Source organism: Kitasatospora sp. NBC_01539 (assembly GCF_045040525.1).
Lineage (GTDB): Bacteria > Actinomycetota > Actinomycetes > Streptomycetales > Streptomycetaceae > Kitasatospora.
This window is the reverse complement of the sequence record NZ_CP109390.1, coordinates 2463785-2478908: the sequence shown is the minus strand read 5'-3', so window position 1 is coordinate 2478908 and position 15124 is coordinate 2463785. Positions and strand designations below refer to the sequence as shown.

General features: G+C 74.2%; 12 protein-coding genes. 10 read left to right on the top strand and 2 right to left on the bottom strand.

Annotated features, from left to right (window positions below; translation table 11 throughout):
• Positions 1 to 2: 2 nt before the first annotated feature.
• The 8 genes from OG335_RS10650 (at position 3) to OG335_RS10615 (ending at position 10192) form a co-directional block, all read left to right on the top strand.
• Positions 3 to 1313, top strand: coding sequence for an ABC transporter substrate-binding protein (locus tag OG335_RS10650; protein ID WP_405010826.1), 1311 nt, complete (start codon positions 3 to 5; stop codon positions 1311 to 1313).
• Positions 1314 to 1434: 121 nt separating this feature from the next.
• Positions 1435 to 2379 carry a carbohydrate ABC transporter permease gene (locus OG335_RS10645; RefSeq protein ID WP_405010825.1) on the top strand — a complete coding sequence of 315 codons (945 nt, stop codon included), beginning with the start codon at positions 1435 to 1437 and terminating at the stop codon, positions 2377 to 2379.
• Entirely contained in the window at positions 2376 to 3275 is a 900-nt protein-coding gene (locus OG335_RS10640) for a carbohydrate ABC transporter permease (RefSeq protein WP_405010824.1), read from the top strand. Before OG335_RS10645 ends, OG335_RS10640 begins: the two co-directional genes overlap by 4 nt.
• 81 nt (positions 3276 to 3356) lie before the next feature.
• The gene (locus OG335_RS10635) at positions 3357 to 5831 is read left to right on the top strand and encodes a glycoside hydrolase family 2 protein (RefSeq protein ID WP_405010823.1); all 2475 of its coding nucleotides are present in this window, start codon (positions 3357 to 3359) and stop codon (positions 5829 to 5831) included.
• Positions 5828 to 6901, top strand: coding sequence for a LacI family DNA-binding transcriptional regulator (locus OG335_RS10630; RefSeq protein ID WP_405010822.1), 1074 nt, complete (start codon positions 5828 to 5830; stop codon positions 6899 to 6901). The genes OG335_RS10635 and OG335_RS10630 overlap by 4 nt, the downstream gene beginning before the upstream one ends.
• A gap of 177 nt (positions 6902 to 7078) precedes the next feature.
• The gene (gene manA / locus OG335_RS10625) at positions 7079 to 8362 is read left to right on the top strand and encodes a mannose-6-phosphate isomerase, class I (RefSeq protein WP_405010821.1); all 1284 of its coding nucleotides are present in this window, start codon (positions 7079 to 7081) and stop codon (positions 8360 to 8362) included.
• A complete protein-coding gene (locus OG335_RS10620; protein WP_405010820.1) occupies positions 8359 to 9075 on the top strand; it encodes an alpha/beta fold hydrolase in 717 nt (238 codons plus the stop codon). Before manA ends, OG335_RS10620 begins: the two co-directional genes overlap by 4 nt.
• 82 nt (positions 9076 to 9157) lie before the next feature.
• Positions 9158 to 10192 carry a LacI family DNA-binding transcriptional regulator gene (locus OG335_RS10615; RefSeq protein WP_405010819.1) on the top strand — a complete coding sequence of 345 codons (1035 nt, stop codon included), beginning with the start codon at positions 9158 to 9160 and terminating at the stop codon, positions 10190 to 10192.
• Positions 10193 to 10232: 40 nt separating this feature from the next.
• Here OG335_RS10615 and OG335_RS10610 read toward each other — a convergent pair whose 3' ends face one another.
• On the bottom strand, positions 10233 to 11264 hold the full coding sequence (locus OG335_RS10610) for a LacI family DNA-binding transcriptional regulator (RefSeq protein ID WP_405010818.1): 1032 nt from the start codon (positions 11262 to 11264) through the stop codon (positions 10233 to 10235).
• A gap of 476 nt (positions 11265 to 11740) precedes the next feature.
• Between OG335_RS10610 and OG335_RS10605 the strand changes: the two genes are divergently transcribed.
• Positions 11741 to 13150, top strand: a complete 1410-nt coding sequence (locus OG335_RS10605) for a glycosyl hydrolase (protein ID WP_405010817.1) — start codon at positions 11741 to 11743, stop codon at positions 13148 to 13150.
• Between the two features lie 141 nt (positions 13151 to 13291).
• A complete protein-coding gene (locus OG335_RS10600) occupies positions 13292 to 14662 on the top strand; it encodes a ricin-type beta-trefoil lectin domain protein (protein WP_405010816.1) in 1371 nt (456 codons plus the stop codon).
• 103 nt (positions 14663 to 14765) lie between these two features.
• Here the strand turns inward: OG335_RS10600 and OG335_RS10595 are convergent, their stop codons facing one another.
• Positions 14766 to 15026, bottom strand: a complete 261-nt coding sequence (locus OG335_RS10595; protein ID WP_405010815.1) for a Prokaryotic metallothionein — start codon at positions 15024 to 15026, stop codon at positions 14766 to 14768.
• Positions 15027 to 15124 lie beyond the last annotated feature (98 nt).

The window sequence follows — 15124 nt, the reverse complement described above, 5'->3', positions numbered from 1 at the left end:
GTATGCGAAGAGGATGGATGGCCGTCGCAGCCGCCACGATGACGGTTCTCACCGCCTGCAGCAGCAGCGGGAGCGGCGGATCGGCCGAGGCGACCGCGCCCGGCGACCCGGCCGGGGTCACCGGTGAGATCACCGTCCTGACCAACCGGACCGACCAGATCTCCGACGGCACGCTGAAGAAGTACGCGGCGGAGTTCGCCAAGGTCTACCCCGGCGTGACGGTGAAGTTCGAGGGTCTCACCGACTACGAGGGCGAGACCAAGATCCGGATGAACACCGAGAACTACGGTGACGTCCTGCTGATCCCCAACTCCCTCTCCGTGAGCCAGTACCCGACCTTCTTCGCGCCGCTCGGCAACTCCTCCGAGCTGTCGGAGAAGTTCGACTACACCGACCACGCCACCGTCTCCGACAAGGTCTACGGCCTCGCCAACATCGGTGTCGCCAACGGCTTCGTCTACAACAAGGCGGTGTGGGCGCAGGCCGGCATCACCGAATGGCCCACCACCCCGGCGCAGTTCGTCGAGGACCTCAAGGCGGTCAAGGCCAGGACAGGTGCGACGCCGTACTACACGAACTACAAGGACGGCTGGCCGCTGACCAACTGGACGAACGCCCTCGGCTCGCCCAGCTGCGACTTCAAGGCCCACGACGCCCTGGCCACCACCGCCGAGCCCTGGGCCGCGGGCAAGGACATGTACGCCATCGACAAGCTGCTCTTCGACGTCGTCCACGAGAAGCTGACCGAGGCCGACCCGACGACCAGCAACTGGGAGCAGTCCAAGACCCTCATCGGCTCCGGCAAGGTCGGCTCGATGTGGCTCGGCTCCTGGGCGATCTCCCAGATGCAGGCCGCGGCGAAGGCGGCCGGCCAGGACCCGGCGAACATCGGCTTCATGCCGTTCCCGGCCCAGGTGGACGGCCACTTCTGCTCGGTGCTGCGCCCGGACTACCAGTACGCGGTCAACGTGCACTCGAAGCACAAGGAGGCCGCGCGGGCCTGGATCGACTGGTTCCTCACGAAGTCCGGCAGCGCGGCCGCCGAGGGCTCGATCTCCGCGGTGAAGGGCACCGAACTGCCCGCCACGCTGCAGCCGTTCAAGGAGAAGAGCGTCCGGTTCATCCCCGAGGCGCAGGAGAGGACCGCCGAGGTCAACAAGATCGACAAGGCGTCCGAGATCGGCATCACCGCCCAGGACTACCGACAGCGCCTGGTGGACGTGGCCCGCGGCAGCGCCGGCGGCGGCGCCGAGAGCTTCTTCAAGGACCTGAACAAGAAGTGGTCCGAGGCCCAGCAGACCATCGGCGGCTGACCGAAGGGCCCACGGGAGGAACCGGTACGCGGCGGACGGACCCCGCCGTCGCGTCCCGGATCCCCGGCCGACCAGCCACCCGGCCCGGATCCCCGGCCGACGCTCCGACGAGGTACACGACATGACGACCAAGACCCGCACCCGGGCCCCCGCCCCACCGGCACCCCGCCCCCCGAAGGCCCGCCGCACCGGGCGGCGCACCCGCACCTCCTGGCGGATCACGCCCTGGCTCTACCTGCTGGCGCCGCTCGCCTTCCTGGTGGCCTTCACCTACCTGCCGATCGCCGACCTGGTGGGCTACAGCTTCACGGACTGGGACGGCGTCAGCCCGACCAGCGCGTTCGTCGGCGCGAAGAACTACGTCGACCTCTTCACCCGGCCGCAGCTCTTCCGGGTGTTCTTCGTCAGCGGGTTCTACCTCGTCGGCGCGTTCCTGCAGATCGCCCTGGCGCTGTACCTCGCGACCGTGCTGAGCTTCGACACGCGGGCGCGCAACCTCTTCAAGGGCATCCTGTTCTTCCCCTACCTGATCAACGGCGTCGCCATCGGCTTCGTCTTCCTGTACTTCTTCCAGCCCGGCGGCACCCTCGACTCGCTGCTCGGCGCGGTCGGCGTGCACGGGCAGCACTTCTGGCTCGGCGACCCGGACCTCTCGAACACCTCGCTGGCCGGCGTGTCCGTGTGGCGGTTCACGGGCCTCAACATGGTGCTCTTCCTCGGCGCGATCCAGTCGATCCCGGCGCACCTCTACGAGGCCGCGGCGCTCGACGGGGCCAACCGGTGGCAGCAGTTCCGCCACATCATCGCGCCGGGCATCAAGCCGATCATCAGCCTCAGCGCCATCCTGGCGGTCTCCGGCGCGCTGTCGGTCTTCGAGATCCCGTACATCATGACCGGCGGCTCGAACAACACGCAGACCTTCGTCATCCAGACCGTCAAGCTCGCGTTCCAGTTCGACAAGGTCGGCCTGGCCTCCGCGGCCGCCGTCGTCCTGCTCGTCATCATCCTGCTCGTCACCTGGCTGCAGCGCCGGCTGGCGCCCGACGAGAGGGTGGAACTCTCGTGACCACCACCACCGGTCCCACGGCCGCCCGGCCCGCGCCCGCCGCCGCCCCCGTACGGAAGGCCCGTCCCGGCCCCCGCTCAGCCCTCGCCACCGGGCTCAAGTACCTCTCGCTGGTGGCGGCCTGCGGCGTCGTCCTGATCCCGATGCTCGTCGTCGTGCTGACGAGCCTCAAGACCGAACGCGAGGTCGCCACCACCGGCCCGCTGTCGCTGCCGCACGACCTGCTCAACTTCGCCAACTACGGCACCGCCTTCGACCAGGGCCGGATGCTGCCGGCGTTCGCCAACACCGCGTTCATCCTGGTCGTCTCGACCGCCGGCACCGTGCTGATCGGCTCGATGGCCGCCTACGCCCTCGACCGCTTCGAGTTCCGGCTGAAGAAGCTCGTGCTCGCGCTCTTCCTCGTCGCGACCCTGGTGCCGAGCGTCACCACGCAGGTCGCCACCTTCCAGGTCGTCAACGACCTCGGGGCGTTCAACACCCGCTGGGCGCCGATCCTGCTCTACCTCGGCACCGACATCGTCTCGATCTACATCTTCCTGCAGTTCATCCGCTCCATCCCGATCTCCCTCGACGAGGCGGCCCGCCTCGACGGCGCCAACTCCTTCACCATCTACCGGCGCATCATCCTGCCGATGCTCAAGCCGGCCGTCGCCACGGTCGTCATCATCAAGGGCATCGCCGTCTACAACGACTTCTACGTGCCGTTCCTCTACATGCCCTCCAGCGACCTCGGCACCATCTCGACCTCGCTGTTCCGGTTCAAGGGCCCCTTCGGCGCCCACTGGGAGGTCATCTCGGCCGGCAGCATCCTCGTGATCATCCCCACCCTGGTGGTCTTCCTGGCACTCCAGCGCTTCATCTACAACGGCTTCGCCGCCGGGTCCACCAAGTAGCGACCCGCCCGCCCGCCCGCCGCCCTCGCCGCCACACCGTCTCGCGGGCCCACCGGCCCCACCGCACCACAAGGAGCACGCATGACAGTCCGCACGCCGATCACCGACGGCTGGACGCTGCGTCTGGACACCGCCCGGCACACCCCCGACCAGGCGCCGACCGCCCTGCTGACGGACGCCGTACCCGCCCAGGTCCCCGGCTGCGTGCACACCGACCTGCTCGCCGCCGACCTGATCCCCGACCCGTACCTCGGCCTGAACGAGCACGAGGTCGCCTGGATCGGCCGCGCCGACTGGGCCTACGAGACGGTGCCGCCCGCCCGCGACACCTCCTTCGAACGGGCCGACCTCGTCTTCGACGGCCTCGACACCGTCGCCGAGGTCGTGCTCGGCGGCAGCAGCCTCGGCACCACCCGCAACATGCACCGCAGCTACCGCTTCGACGCCACCGCCCTGCTCACCGGCGACGCCCCGCTGACCGTGCGCCTCACCTCCGCCTACACCGAGGCCGAGGCCGTCCGCGCCCGGCTGGGGGAGCGGCCCAACTCGTACCCGGAGCCGACCAACTACATCCGCAAGATGGCCTCCAGCTTCGGCTGGGACTGGGGCCCGACCCTCGTCACCGCCGGCATCTGGCGCCAGGCCCGCATCGAGCAGTGGTCCACCGCCCGCATCGCCCGGGTCCGCCCCCACACCACCGTCGACGGCACCACCGGCCGGGTCGAACTCCACCTCGACCTGGAGCGCACCGCCACCGGCGCGCAGCGCGCCCTCACCGCCACCGCCCGCATCGGCGACCACCGGCTCACCGCCGCGATCCCCGCCGGGCAGGACACCGCCGTCCTCACCCTGGACGTCCCCGACGCCGCCCTGTGGTGGCCGCGCGGCTACGGCGACCAGCCGCTGTACGACCTGCACCTCGACCTCGCCACCGAGGACGGCACCGAACTCGACACCTGGCACCGGCGGACCGGCTTCCGTACCGTCGAACTCGACACCAGCGAGGACGAGTTCGGCACCGGCTTCACCCTCGTCGTCAACGGCACCCGGATCTTCGCCCGCGGCGTCAACTGGATCCCCGACGACGCCCTGCCCGTGCGCGTCACCCCCGCCCGCTACCGCGAGCGCCTCCAGCAGGCCGCCGACGCCAACATCGACCTCGTCCGGGTCTGGGGCGGCGGCATCTACGAGGACCACGCCTTCTACGACGCCTGCGACGAACTCGGCCTGCTGGTCTGGCAGGACTTCCTCTTCGCCTGCGCCGCCTACCCCGAGGAGCAGCCGCTGCGCTCCGAGGTCGAGGCCGAGGCGCGCGAGAACGTCGCCCGCCTCATGCCGCACCCCTCCCTCGTGCTGTGGAACGGCAACAACGAGAACCTCTGGGGCTTCGCCGAATGGGACTGGGAGCCCGCCCTCGACGGCGACTCCTGGGGCGAGGGCTACTACCTCGGCCTGCTGCCCCGCATCGTCGCGCAGACCGACCCCACCCGCCCCTACTGGGCCGGCAGCCCCTGGTCGGGCTCCTGGGACCACACCCCCAACCACCCCGACCACGGCACCACGCACTCCTGGGAGGTGTGGAACCGCCGCGACCACGGCGACTACCTGACGACCGTGCCCCGCTTCGTCGCCGAGTTCGGCTGGCAGGCGCCGCCCACCCACGCCACCCTGCGCCGCTCGCTGCCCGGCGAGACCCTCGCCGCGGACTCACCCGGCATGCTCCACCACCAGAAGGCCGAGGACGGCAACGGCAAGCTCGACCGCGGCCTCGCCCACCACTTCACCGCCCCCGCCGACTTCGACGAGTGGCACTACCTCACCCAGGTGAACCAGGCCCGCGCCATCGCCACCGGCGTCGAGCACTGGCGCTCCCACTGGCCGCGCTGCGCCGGCACGATCCTCTGGCAGCTCAACGACTGCTGGCCCGTCACCTCCTGGGCCGCCATCGACGGCGACGCCCGCCCCAAGCCGCTCTACCACGAGCTGCGCCGCCTCTACGCCGACCGGCTGCTGACCTTCCAGCAGCGCGACGGCCGGCTCGTGCTCGCCGTCGCCAACCAGGGCGCGGAGGCGTGGCAGGGCACGGTCACCGTCCGCCGCCGCTCCGCCGACGGTGCCGAACTCGCCTCCGTGGAGCTCGCGTTCGACGCCGCCGCCCGTACGGTCGCACTGCTCGGCGTGCCCGGCCCGGTCGCCGCCGCGGCCGACCCGGCGAAGGAGCTCTGGACGGCCGACGCGGACGGCCTCCGCGCCTGGCACTTCGCCGCCACGGACGCCGAGTTCGCCTACCCCGAGGCCGCCATGGACGTCACCGTCACCCCGGCCGGGAGCGGCGCCGACGTCACCGTCACCGCCCGCACCCTGCTGCGCGACCTCCTCCTGCAGGCCGACCGCCTGCACCCGGACGCCCGCGCCGACCGGGGCCTGACCACCCTGCTGCCCGGCGAGAGCACCGTGCTGCACGTGCAGGACTGGCCCGGCGCCGACCCGGCGGCCGACCTGTCCGAGGCCCTCCGCTGCGTCAACACCCCCCGTGCGCGGGGGCCGCGCGCATGACCACCGCCCCCGGCGGTCCGGCGCCGCGCCGCGTCACCATCAAGGACGTCGCGGCGCGCGCCGGAGTCTCGATCGGCGCGGTCTCGCTGGCCGCCAACAACCGGCCCGGCGTCTCCGACACCACCCGGGCCCGCATCCTGGCCGCGGCCGCCGACCTCGGCTGGCAGCCCAGCCAGGCCGCCAAGGCGCTCTCCGGCACCGGCGGCCGCACCGACACCATCGGCCTGGTCATCGCCCGGCCCGCCCGCCAACTCGGCCTCGAACCCTTCTACATGGAGTTCATCTCCGGCATCGAGAGCATCCTGGAGGAGCAGTCCTGCTCCCTGCTCCTCCACCTCGTCCGCGACACCGAACGCGAGATCGACATCCAGCGGGAGTGGTGGCAGAGCCGCCGCATCAGCGGCTCCATCCTCGTCGACCTCCAGGACGACGACCCGCGCATCCCCGCACTGGAGCGGATCGGCCTCCCCGCCGTCGCCGTCGGCCACCCGCACCTGGCCGGCACCTTCCCCTCCGTGTGGACGGACGACGCCGCCGCGATCGAGGAGGCCGTCCGCTACCTCGCCGCCCTCGGCCACCGGCGCATCTGCCGCGTCGGCGGCAACCCCCACCTCGGCCACACCGCCATCCGCACCGCCGCACTGGAGGCCACCACCCGCGAACTCGGCCTGGACGACGCCCGATCCGTCCCCACCGACTACTCCGGCGAACAGGGCGCCCGCGCCACCCGCACCCTGCTCGCCTCGCCCAACCCGCCCACCGCGATCATCTACGACAACGACATCATGGCCGTCGCCGGGCTCTCCGTCGCGGCCGAGATGGGCCTGAGCGTGCCCGCCGACCTGAGCCTCATCGCCTGGGACGACTCCCAGCTGTGCCAGCTCACCCACCCCACGCTCTCCGCGATGAGCCACGACGTCTTCGGCTTCGGCGCCGAGGCCGCCCGCCGGCTCTTCGCCGTCATCGACCGTGCGACACCCGCCTCCGGACCGGCCCCCCGGCCCGTCCTGGTGCCCCGCGGCAGCAGCGCCCGCGCCGCCTCCACCGGCCGCGCCGACGCACCGCCCTGACCCGCCGAACCCACGCACCGTGCCGCACCGGCGTCCGGCCGCACCGCTCGTGCCCCGACGCGCGGCCGACGACCGGCCGGGAGCCGCACGGCTCCCGGCCACCCCACCCGGTCCGCCCCGCCCTCGTGAGGGTGAGGGATGCGGGGCGGACCGGCCCGCCGAACCCCCGGAGACCCCGTGACCGCCCCGCCCCCGCCGCCGTCCCTGCTCACCGCCGTCGTCCGCACCTACGCCTGGGGCTCCACCACCGCCATCCCCGAGCTGCTCGGCACCGCACCCACCGGCGAACCCCAGGCCGAACTCTGGATCGGCGCCCACCCGTCGGCGCCCTCCACCCTCGACCGCGGCACCGGCCCCCGCCCGCTCACCGAGGTGCTCGCCGCCGACCCCCGGGCCGAACTCGGCGCCGCGGCCGACCGGTTCGGCGCGCACCTGCCCTTCCTCCTCAAGGTGCTGGCGGCCGACCGGGCGCTGTCCGTCCAGGTCCACCCGTCCGAGGCCCGCGCCCGGCAGGGCTTCGCCGCCGAGAACGCCGCCGGCATCCCCCTCGACGCGCCCGGCCGCACCTACCGCGACCCCCATCACAAGCCCGAACTCCTCTGCGCCCTCACCCCGTTCGACGCGCTCGCCGGATTCCGCGAGCCGGCCGCCACCGCCCGGCTGCTCGCCGGCCTGCACCTCCCCGTCCTCGACCGCTGGACCGCCCTCCTGCGCGGCGCCCCCGCCGAACAGGCCCTGCGCACCGTCCTCACCGAGGCACTCACCGACCCGGACGTCCCCGCGACCGTCGTCGGCCCACTGCACCGCGCGCTGCACACCGCCGCCCGCGCCGGCGGACCGTACGCCGCCGCCTGCGCCGCGTACGCCGCGGCCGGGGACGACCACCCCGGCGACCCCGGCCTGGTCGCCGCGACGCTGCTGCACCACCTCCACCTCCGGCCCGGCGAGGCGCTCCACCTGGACGCGGGCGTGCCGCACGCCTACCTGCGCGGCACCGGCGTCGAGATCATGGCCAACTCCGACAACGTGCTGCGCTGCGGCCTCACCCCGAAGCACGTCGACGTGCCGGAGCTGCTGCGCGTCGTCGACTTCCGCCCCGGACCGCCCGCGACCGTCCGGCCCCGCACCGACCCCGCCCACCCCGCCGAACAGCACTACCCGGCCGCCGTCGAGGAGTTCGCCCTCTCCCGGATCACCCTCACCGACCGGACCCACCCCGTGCCGCAGCGGCCCTGCACCGCGCCCGTCACCGGGGACAGCGCCCAGCTGCTGCTCTGCACCGGCGGTGTCGCCCGGCTGACCGACGCCCACGGCCGCACCGCCGAACTCGCCCGCGGCCAGGCCCTGTTCGTCCCCGCAGCCGCCCTGCCCGGCGTCCTCGCCGCCGCCGGGCCGCACGCCGAGGTCTTCCGGGCGACCGTGCCCGCCCCCCGCGGAGGCCACCGCGGAGGCCGCCGGTGAGGCTCGCCACCCGCACCTGGGGCGACGGCCCGCGGACCGCCCTCCTCGTGCACGGCGTCATGACCGACCACCGCACCTGGCGCCGGGTCGGCCCCGCCCTCGCCGCCCGCGGCCACCGGGTGATCGCCGTCGACCTGCGCGGTCACGGCGCCTCCCCGGCCGCCACCGGCGACCAGGGCCACCACCCCGAGGAACTCGCCCGGGACCTCGTCGACACCCTGCCCCGCGGCGCCGACCTCGCCCTCGGCCACTCCCTCGGCGCGCTCGTCCTCCTGCACGCCGCGGACCGGCTCGCCCCCGCCCGCGCGGTCTACAGCGAACCCGCCTGGCTCGACCTCCCCCGCGACCTCGACGCGCTGCGCGCCGCCCGGCACACCGACCGGGCCGGGCTCCGCGCCCTGCACCCGCGCTGGCAGGAGGCCGACCTCGACGACGAACTCGACGCCCTCGCCCGCTGGGACCCGCGCTCCGCCGACGCCCTCCGCGCCTGCCCCGGCCTGCCCCCGCCGCCGGGCCGGCCCTCCCTCGTCCAGCTCGCCGGGCCCAGCCTGCGGATCGGCCCGGACGCCGCCGCGGTGCTGCGCCGCCGCGGCTACACCGTGCGCACCGTGCCGGACACCGGCCACACCGTGCACCGGGACGACCTCGCCGGGTTCCTCGCCTCCCTCGACGACTGGACGGCGCCGCCCGCCCCGCCCGCCACGGCCCGCTGACCGCGCGGGCGGGCCGTTCCCGCCCGCCGCCCGCCGCACCCCACCGCCGGTATGCTCGCCCTCACCAGCCGTGAGGAGCCCCATGCCGCGTCAGCCGACCATGACGGACATCGCCCGGCGGGCCGGCGTGTCACGGGTGGCGGTCTCGTACGCGCTGAACGGTCGGCCCGGCGTCTCGGACGTGATGCGCGACCGGATCCTGCACATCGCGCGGGAGATCGGCTTCGACGCGAACGGCGCGGCCCGCGCGATGCACGGCGCGGCGGCGCCCGCGATCGGCATGACGATGCGGCGCGCCTCCTCGACCGCGTACAGCGTCGAGGTGTTCCGCCGGGAGTTCGTCAGCGGGGTGCAGGGCGAACTCATGGCCCGCAACACGGGGCTGGCGCTGCAGTTCGTGTCCGGTGCGGCCGAGGAGATGGACGTCTACCGCCGCTGGCACGCGGAGCGCCGGGTCGGCGGCGTCCTCGTGTGCGACCTGGAGCCGGACGACCCGCGGGTGCCCGGCCTGCACGACCTCGGGCTGCCCGCCGTGGTCGTCGGCGGTCCCGCGCCCGGCGGCCTCCTCGGCAGCGTCGGGAGCGACGACGCCACCGCGGTCGCCGAGGCGGTCGCCCACCTCGCCGGCCTCGGCCACCGCCGGATCACCCGGGTGAGCGGCCCGGCCGCCCTGCTCCACAGCAGGGTCCGCGACGAGGCGTTCCGCACGGCCTGCCGGGCGGCGGGTGCCGTCCCCGTCGTCGTCGGCGCCGACTACAGCGGCGACGCGGGCGCCCAGGCCACCCGCCGGCTGCTGAGCTCGGCCGACCGGCCGACGGCGGTCGCGTACGACAACGACGTGATGGCCGTCGCCGGGCTGGCCGTCGCCCGGGAGATGGGTGTGGCGGTGCCCGGCGAGCTCTCCATCGTGGCCTTCGAGGACTCGCCGCTCTGCCAGGCGGTGCGTCCGGCGCTGACCGTGCTGCGGCGCGACATCGTCGCCTACGGCGCCCGTGCGGCACGGCAGTTGTTCGAGGCCATGGACGGCGCGGAGCCGCGCGCGGTGCTCGACCACACCGCCCGCCTGACCGTCCGGGCCAGCACCGGACCGGTGCCCGGCCCGGCCGCCGGCGGCTGACCCGGCGCCGTGTCGCGGCGCGCGGGCCCGTGCCGTCGCGTCAGGTGCCGACCGCGGGATCCCGCGGCGGTGCGGTGCTGCCGCGCGGGGTGAGGTGGGCGGTCTCGGTGTGCAGGGCGGCAGCCGGGCGGCCGTCGATCGCGGCGAGCAGCAGCCGGGCGGCGTGGGTGCCGTACGCCGCGATGTCGCGGGTGAGCGCGGTGAGCGGCGGGTGCACGAGCCGGCACACGGGGGAGTCGTCCCAGGCGACGATGGAGACGTCGCCCGGCACGGAGAGTCCCATCTCCTGGGCCGCGGCGAGTCCGGCGATGGCCATGATGTCATTGTCGTAGACGAGCGCGGTGGGGCGGTCCGGGGTGCCGAGGAGCTCCCGGGTGGCCCGGGCGCCGTCCGCCCCGGTGTAGTCGGCGGGGATCGTCCGGGCGCTCTCCAGGCCCAGGCGGAGGGCGAGTTCGGTGAAGGTCCGGGTGCGTACGGCGGTGTGGGCGAGGTCGGGGAGTCCGCCGATCCGGGCGATCCGCCGGTGTCCGAGGGCGGCGAGGTACTCGACGGCCTCGCGCAGCGAGACCCCGTCGTCGGACCAGATGCTCGCGGGCGTGCCGCCTTCGACGGGCGGGCCGACGAGGACGGCGGGGAGGCCGAGTTCGCGTAGCGCGGGGATCCGCGGGTCGTCCTCGTGCAGGTCGCAGACGAGCACGCCGTCGACGCTGCGGTCGCGCCACCAGCGCCGGTGCAGGGTGATCTCGTGCGCGTGGTCGGGCACCATCTGGAGCAGCAGGGCGTAGGAGTGGAGCGACAGTTCGGCTTCCAGGCCGCTGACGAGTTCCATGAAGAACGGTTCGACGCCGAGCGTCCGCGCGGGGCGCTGCAGGGTCAGTCCGACGACCCTGGACGGTGCGCCGGCCAGGGCGCGGGCGGCGCTGTCGGCCCGGAACCCCAGGGTGTCGGCGGCGGCGACGATGCGCTGCCGGGTCGCCTCGGAGACGCCCGGCCGGCCGTTCAGGGCGTACGAGACGGCGCCCTTGGAGACGCCGGCCGCGCGGGCGACGTCGGCGATGGTGGGTCGCTTCAACGGGGCCTCGCAACTCGTGGACGCCGGGGCGGTGGCCGCCCGCGGCGAGGGCGGCTTTCTCGGTTCACCGATGATAGCCGTGCGGCGGCGGTGCGGTGCCGGCGCCCGGCCTGTCGGCGGTTCGTCGGCAGGCCCACTTCCCGTACAGGTGTCGCTGGTTGACGATGCCGCAGGTGGGGCGGGTTGGCGGCTCCGCCGGCCTTCCGCGGGTCTGCGCGCACCGTTGACAGGACCCCAACACGGCCGTAGGGTCTGGCCACTTACTCGGTTCAGTACACGCCCCGGCGCAGCAGCCCCGGACACCGGACCGTCCGCGCCGGCCCCGAGCCGCTCCCCGGCGCGGCCCGCGGTCCGCCACCCGGCTGCTCCACCGCGGCACCGAGGCGCGCCCCCACCCCCGCGGCGCGACGGCCGGTCCGCGCGCCACCGGGCCGGGCCGCCCCGAGAACCCCCACGACGAAGAGAGCTGATCCGGTATGCGACGAGCACGCACCTGGCTCCCCACCCTGACCGCCGTCGGCGGGCTGCTGCTGGCCACGGCCCTGCAGCCGTCCACGGCCCAGGCGTTCCCCGCGTCCTCCACCCAGGACGTCCTGGCGTACCTGAAGTCCGTCTCCGGCACGCAGATCGTGTCCGGGCAGCACAACAAGGAGCCCGCGAGCGCTCCCGCCCAGTACACCCAGCAGGTCAAGGACATCACCGGCCAGTACCCGGGCCTGTGGGGCGGCGACCTGATGTTCAACGCCGCCGACGTCGCGAACCGGCAGCGGGTCGTCGACCAGGCGAAGACCGAGTGGGCCAACGGCTCGCTGGTGGCGCTGACCTGGCACGTCTGCACCCCGACCGGGGGTGGCAGCTGCCAGTTCGACGGCGGCGTCAAGACGCAGATCTCGAACGACCAGTTCACGCAGGTCGTCACCGACGGCACGGCCCTCAACGCCGCGTGGAAGAAGCGCCTCGACGAGGCCGTCCCGTACCTCCAGCAGCTCAAGGACGCCGGGGTGCCCGTGCTGTTCCGCCCGCTGCACGAGATGAACGAGTCGTGGAACTGGTGGGGCAACCGCCCCGGCGTGAACGGCGGCGCGCGGCTCTACCGGATCACCCACGACTACCTGGTGGCGAAGGGCCTGAGCAATCTGATCTGGGTCTGGAACGTGCAGGACAACCCGGCGGGCGGATGGGCGGGTTACTACCCGGGCGACGCCTACGTCGACGTCGTCTCGCTCGACGCCTGGTACAAGAACTACCCCAGCGCCGCCGACTACCAGCAGCTCCAGGCCATCGCCGGCAGCAAGCCGATCGCCATCGCCGAGATGGGGAAGATCCCCACCGCCGACCTGCTGAACAGTCAGCCCCGCTGGTCCTACTTCATGCTCTGGTCCGAGCAGTTGAAGGGCAGCAACACCAACGCCGAGATCCAGACCGGGTACTTCCTGCCCCGCGTCCTCAACCAGGGCGAACTGACGCTGCCCACCGGCACGCCGACCCCGGCCACCCGTACCGGGCCCGTCACCGGACTGGCCGGCAAGTGCGTCGACGCCCGCGCGGCCGGCACCGCCAACGGCACGGCCGTGCAGCTCTACACCTGCGCCGCCGGCGTCGCCCAGACCTGGACGGTCGGCACCGACGGCACCGTCCGCAACCCGAACTCCGGCAAGTGCCTGGACATCACCTCCGCGGGCACCGCGAACGGCACCCGCACCCAGCTGTGGGACTGCAACGGCACCGGTGCCCAGCAGTGGCAGGCCCAGGCCTCCGGCCAGCTGAAGAACCCGCAGTCCGGCCGCTGCCTGGACGTGCCCGGCGGCAGCACCGCCGACGGCACCCAGCTGCAGATCTGGGACTGCAACGGCAACGCCTGGCAGAAGTGGACCCTGCCGGCCTGACCCGCCCCGCCCGCTCCCGGCGCCCGGACCCCGCACGCCGGGCTCCGGACCGCCGGGAGCGGCGGGCCGCAGCACCCCCGCGGCCCGTACCCCGACCAGAAGACGCCTGCCCGAACCCCGTACCCGAGGAGCGCCGACCGGATGACCACGACCACCCTGGCGAGACGACCGGCCGCACTCGCGGTCACGGCACTGGCGGCGGCCGCGCTCGCCGTGGGCGCGGCCCCGCCGGCCGCCGCCGCGGGCACCGGCCCGATCACCGGCCTGGCCGGCAAGTGCGTGGACGTGCGGGCGGCGGGCACCGCCAACGGCACGCAGGTGCAGCTCTACACCTGCGACGGCGGCACCGCGCAGCGGTGGACGGTCGGCACCGACGGCACCGTCCGGGCGCTCGGCAAGTGCCTGGACGTCGAGGGCGGGACGGCCGCGGACGGCACCCGTGCGCAGCTCTGGGACTGCCTCGGCAACGACCACCAGCGGTGGACGTACGACACCGCCGCCCGGACCCTGGTCAACCCGGCGACCGGCCGGTGCCTGGACGCGAAGGGCCAGTCCCCGACCGACGGCACCCCGCTGCAGATCTGGTCCTGCAACGGCCAGTCGAACCAGCAGTGGAACGTGCCCGGCAGCGCCGCCTGCACGCGCACGGCGGCCCCGGGCGAGCGGACCCTGCCGGTCGTGTCGGGCGGTGTCACCTACCAGGTCACCGTCTACGTGCCGGCGGGTGCCGCACCGACCGCCGTCCTGCCGCTGGTGGTCGACCTGCACGGCACCTCGGGCACCGGCAGCGGCCAGCTCGCCTACTCCGCGATGAAGCCCACCGCGGACGCCGGGCGGTTCCTGGTCGTGGCGCCGAGCGGTGCCGTCGCGAGCAGCGGCGGCTGGGCGTGGAACGTGCCCGGGGTGGGCAGCCCGCCGGCCGGGGCGCGCGACGACGTCGCCTTCCTCGACCAGGTCCTCGCCACGCTGGCGGGCCCGCTGTGCGCGGACACCTCGCGGATCTACGGCACCGGGTACTCGGGCGGCGGCCGGATGCTGTCCGCGTACGCCTGCGCCCGGCCCGGCCGGGTGGCCGCGATCGCGCCCGTGGGCGGGCTGCGGGCCGGGCGTCCCGATCCGGTCGATCCGACCGGGCCCGACCCCGCCTCGTGCACCCCGGCGCGGGCGGTGCCGGTGGTCGCCTTCCACGGGCAGCAGGACGCCACCAACCCGTACGCGGGCGGCGGCAGCGAGGTGTGGAGGTACTCGGTGCCGGTGGCGCAGCAGCGCTGGGCCGCCCTCGACGGGTGCACCGCCGGTCCGACCGTCACGCCGGTGACGGCGCACGTGTCGCGGACCGGGTTCACGGGCTGCCGGGACGCCGCCGAGGTGGTGCTGTACACCGTCTCCGACGGCGGGCACACCTGGCCGGGCAGTCCGAACGCGTCGCCCGGCAACGGCACCACCACCCAGGAGATCAGCGCGAACACCCTGATGTGGCAGTTCTTCCAGCGCTACCGCCTGCCCGCCTGACCGCCGGCGGCGCGTCCCCCGTGGCGCGGCGGCGGGCCCGCGGACCCTCCCCGGATCCCAGGAGGGTCCGCGGGCCCGCCGCGCCGGCTCCGGGGCGGACGGCTCAGCTGCCCGGGTGGGCGCCCACCGCGTCGCGGATCTGGTCGCCGAGCCCGCCGTTGGCCCGGGCGCAGCTGCCGCAGCAGAAGAACATGCCGGCCACCTCCACGCCGTGGCCGACGATCCGCACGGTGCAGTGCTCGCAGCGCGGGGCGAGCTTCTCCATCGCGCACTCGAAGCTGTCGAAGGTGTACGTGTCGCCGCTGACCGTCCTGATCTCGAAGGACAGCCAGTAGTCGTTCTTGCACACCACGCAGACCGCCATGGTCTCCACCTCGTTCCGCTCGTCCGTCGTCTCCCGGTTCTCCGAGTGTCCGGCGGGCCTGCGGGAGCGGCAATCGGTGGGGTGCCGAACGGCGCCCC